Raw genomic sequence first — 3,850 nt, forward strand, 5'->3', positions numbered from 1 at the left:
GGGTGGTGTCGATGGCGCTCGTCCAGGATGTCGGCATGGTGCTCAACCCGATGGCGCTGCGGGGGCAGGTGGAGGGCGGCACCGCCCAGGGGCTTGGGCTCGCGCTCATGGAGGAGCTCGTGGTCGAGGGCGGAGTGGTGCGCAACCCCACGTTCCACGACTACGTCCTGCCCACCACCGCCGACATCCCGGCGCTGGACTTCGTGGCGCTTACCTACCCGCAGCCCGGCTCGCCCTACGGCGTCAAGGGGGTGGGGGAGGCGCCGACCTGTTCGGCGACCCCGGCGGTGGTGGCGGCGGTCCGGGCCGCGATCGGCCGTGACCTGCGCCGGGTACCGATCCGTCCCGTTGACCTGATCCGTCCCGAGGACCTGGTCGGCCGATGACCACGACCCCGTTCGGGTTTCCCGAGCGTCCCGAGATTCTGCGGTCGACACGGGTCGTGACCCCGGACGGCGTCCGGCCGGCCGCCGTCCACATCGCGGGCGGGCGGATCACCGCGGTCACGCCCCCGGCGGCCGTCGCAGCCGGCCCGCGCGTCACCGAGCTCGGGGACCTCGCCCTGCTGCCCGGGGTCGTGGACACCCACGTCCACGTCAACGAACCCGGACGCACCGAGTGGGAGGGGTTCGCCACGGCCACCCGGGCCGCTGCCGCCGGTGGCGTCACCACGATCGTGGACATGCCGCTGAACGCCATTCCGCCGACGACCTCGGTCGCGGCGCTGGCGGCCAAGCGGGCCGCGGCGGCCGGTCAGATAGCGGTCGACGTCGGCTTCTGGGGCGGGATCATCGGCGCTGACATCGGGGACCTCGCGCAGCTCGCGGCCCTGCACGACGACGGGGTGTTCGGCTTCAAGGCGTTTCTCGCGCCGTCGGGGGTGGCGGAGTTTCCGCACGTGCCCATGGAGGTCCTCGCCGTCGCGGTGGACCGTGCCGCCCGACTTGGCGCGCTGACCGTCGTCCACGCCGAGTCACCGTCGGTCCTGGCCGCCGCGCCGCCGGTGGCGGGCCGGACGTTCGCGAGCTGGTTGGCCTCGCGTCCACCGGCCGCGGAGACCGAGGCGGTGGCCGGGCTCGCCGCGCTGTCGGCCGCGACCGGTGCCCGCCTGCACGTCCTGCACCTGTCCGCGGCGGGCGCCCTGGACGACGTTCTCACCGCCCGTGACGCCGGGATCGCGCTGACCGTGGAGACCTGCCCGCACTATCTGACGTTCACCGCCGACGAGGTTCCCGACGGAGCGACCCTGTACAAGTGCGCGCCGCCCATCCGCGGGGAGCGCAACCGGGACTCGCTGTGGCAGGGGCTTGCCGAGGGTCTGTTCGCCGGGGTGGTGACCGACCATTCGCCGGCCACGCCGGCGCGTAAGGCACTCGATTCGGGCGACTTCGCGCAGGCGTGGGGCGGGATCGCCTCGGTGCAGCTCGGCCTCGCCGCGGTGTGGACCCAGGCCCGCTGCCGCGGTCACGACCTGGCCGAGCTGGCCCGCTGGATGTGCACCGGCCCGGCCGATCTCGTCGGTCTGGGGCGCAAGGGCCGCATCGCCCCGGGTGCCGACGCCGACCTCGCTGTGATCGACCCGGACGGGTCCTTTGTCGTTGATCCGGCCAAACTGGCCCATCGCCACCCGCTTACGCCCTACGCTGGGCGGACGCTGTACGGCGTGGTGCGTGCGACCTACCTGCGTGGTGAACGTGTCGACGGCGACCGGCCACCGCGTGGCCAGCTGCTGTCGAGATGAACCGGCTGAGGTGTCCCACGCCGCACACCCGCACCCCGCACCCCGCACACCCGCACCCCGAACATCGACATCCCGAACAGCCGGTGGACCCGACTCGCAGGAGAAGAGGACCAGTGAGCGACGCACCCGATCTCACGAACCTTGTCGACCTCGCCGGCGCCAGGTTCGGTGGATCGGTGGTGACCGTCAACGACGAGTTCTTCGCGCTCGCCGAGCGGATGTTGTTGCCCGAGCCGCCGATCGCCAGGCCGGGGGTCTTCACCGAGCGGGGTGCGTGGACGGACGGCTGGGAGACCCGCCGCCGCCGCGAGCCGTACGGCTCGGACTGGGCGATCGTCCGGCTCGGTGCGCCCGGTGTCGTGCGAGCGGTGACCGTCGACACCACCCACTTCACCGGTAACGCGCCGGAGTCGGTGGAGCTGCACGGTGCCACGCTGGGTGGCTACCCGTCCGCGGTCGAGGTCGCCGAGGCATCGGTCAGCTGGGTGCCGCTGGTGCGCCGGACACCGCTGCGAGCGGATTCGGTCAATATCCTGCCCGTTGAGCGGGCCGGCCACACCCGCGTCACGCACGTGCGGCTCACCATCCATCCCGATGGCGGGGTGGCGCGGTTGCGCGTGCACGGAACGGTGATCGCGGACCCCCGCATGCTGGACCGGGTCACCTCCGACCTGGCCGCCGCCTACCTCGGCGGGGTGGTGGTGGCGTGCAGTGACATGCACTACGGCGACCGGCACAACCTCAACGCATCCGGGGAGGCGCGGGTGATGGGGGAGGGCTGGGAGACCCGCCGCCGGCGGGGGATGGGTCATGACTGGGCCGTCGTGCGGCTCGCCACCACCGGTCAGGTGATCCGGGCGGAGGTCGACACCCGGCACTTCCACGGCAACGCCCCCCGGGCGGTGGCGCTGTGGGCCGCGTCCGCCCCGGATCTGTTCGACGGCGACGACATCTCCTCGATCACCGGGTGGCAGCCGCTGCTGCCGCAGGTGCGGGTGCAGCCCAACACCCGCCACCTGTTCGACCTGGAGGTTCCGGTGGAGGCCACCCACGTGCGGGTGGACGCGATCCCCGACGGGGGGCTCGCCCGGCTGCGCCTCATCGGCACCCCGACCCCGGCCGGACGCCAGGAGCTGGCCATGCGCTGGTTCAACGCGCTGTCCCCGGGGGCCGTCCATGCCGAGCTGTTGGGCTGCTGCGGCTCGGAGGACTGGGCAGCCGCGGTCACCGACAGTCGCCCGTACCCGACCCTCGAGGCGCTGCTCGACGCGGCCGCCGAGCAGTGGTGGAAGCTCACCGAGGCGGACTGGCTGGAGGCGTTCACCGCCCATCCACGCATCGGTGAGCGCGGTGCTCCGCGTCCGGCGCCGACCACGTCCACCCGGGCCGTGGTCGCCGGCCTGGACGCCCCGCGCCGGGAGCAGGCAGCCCTGGACAACGCCAGTCTCGACCTGAAGGCGGCCCTGGTCGCGGGCAACCAGGAGTACGAGGACCGCTTCGGCTACATCTTCCTGGTCCGTGCGGCGGGACGCAGCGCCGAGGAGATGCTGGGCCTGCTGCGTCAGCGGCTGAGTAACGACCCGGCCACGGAACTGCGGGTCGCCGCCGGTCAGCAGGCCGAGATCGCCGCGTTGCGGCTGCAGCGCCTGATCAGCGGTTCGTGACCGTCCGGTCGCCCCGTGCCCGGGCATGATGCCGGGGTGACCCTCTCCACGCATGTGATCGACACCGCCGCCGGAGCCCCGGCTGGCGGGGTGGCGGTCGGACTGGAACGGATGATTGTCGGCTTCGACGGCGACGTGCGCGGCTGGCGGCTGGTCACATCCGCGGTGACCGACGAGGACGGGCGGGTGCGGGACCTCCCCATTGACGGGCCGGGCGCGTGGCGGCTGATATTCGACACCGCGTCCCTTTCGGCGTTCTTCCCCGAGATTGTGATCACCTTTGTGGTGACCGACCCGGCGCGCCATCACCACGTGCCGCTGCTGCTCTCACCCTTCGGCTTCTCCACCTACCGCGGCAGCTGACCGTTACCGGGGGAGCTGAGCGCCGGGCGCGGAGATTTTTCCTCACGGTTCACGGCGATACCGCCTGACGAAGTCGTCCCAC

General features: G+C 72.6%; 4 protein-coding genes. All 4 read left to right on the plus strand.

Annotated features, from left to right (window positions below; all coding sequences use genetic code 11):
• A partial coding sequence (locus U9977_RS25755) for a molybdopterin cofactor-binding domain-containing protein (RefSeq protein WP_322751871.1) occupies positions 1 to 386 on the plus strand: 386 nt, incomplete at its 5' end.
• Complete coding sequence (gene allB / locus U9977_RS25760) at positions 383 to 1,741, plus strand: allantoinase AllB (protein ID WP_322751872.1); 1,359 nt, start codon at positions 383 to 385, stop codon at positions 1,739 to 1,741. The genes U9977_RS25755 and allB, both read left to right, overlap by 4 nt.
• Positions 1,742 to 1,854: 113 nt before the next feature.
• A complete protein-coding gene (locus tag U9977_RS25765; protein ID WP_322751873.1) occupies positions 1,855 to 3,405 on the plus strand; it encodes an allantoicase in 1,551 nt (516 codons plus the stop codon).
• Between the two features lie 36 nt (positions 3,406 to 3,441).
• A complete protein-coding gene (gene uraH, locus U9977_RS25770; RefSeq protein ID WP_322751874.1) occupies positions 3,442 to 3,768 on the plus strand; it encodes a hydroxyisourate hydrolase in 327 nt (108 codons plus the stop codon).
• Positions 3,769 to 3,850 lie beyond the last annotated feature (82 nt).

It is taken from the genome of Protofrankia sp. Cas8 (assembly GCF_963555845.1).
Taxonomy (GTDB): Bacteria; Actinomycetota; Actinomycetes; order Frankiales; family Frankiaceae; genus Protofrankia.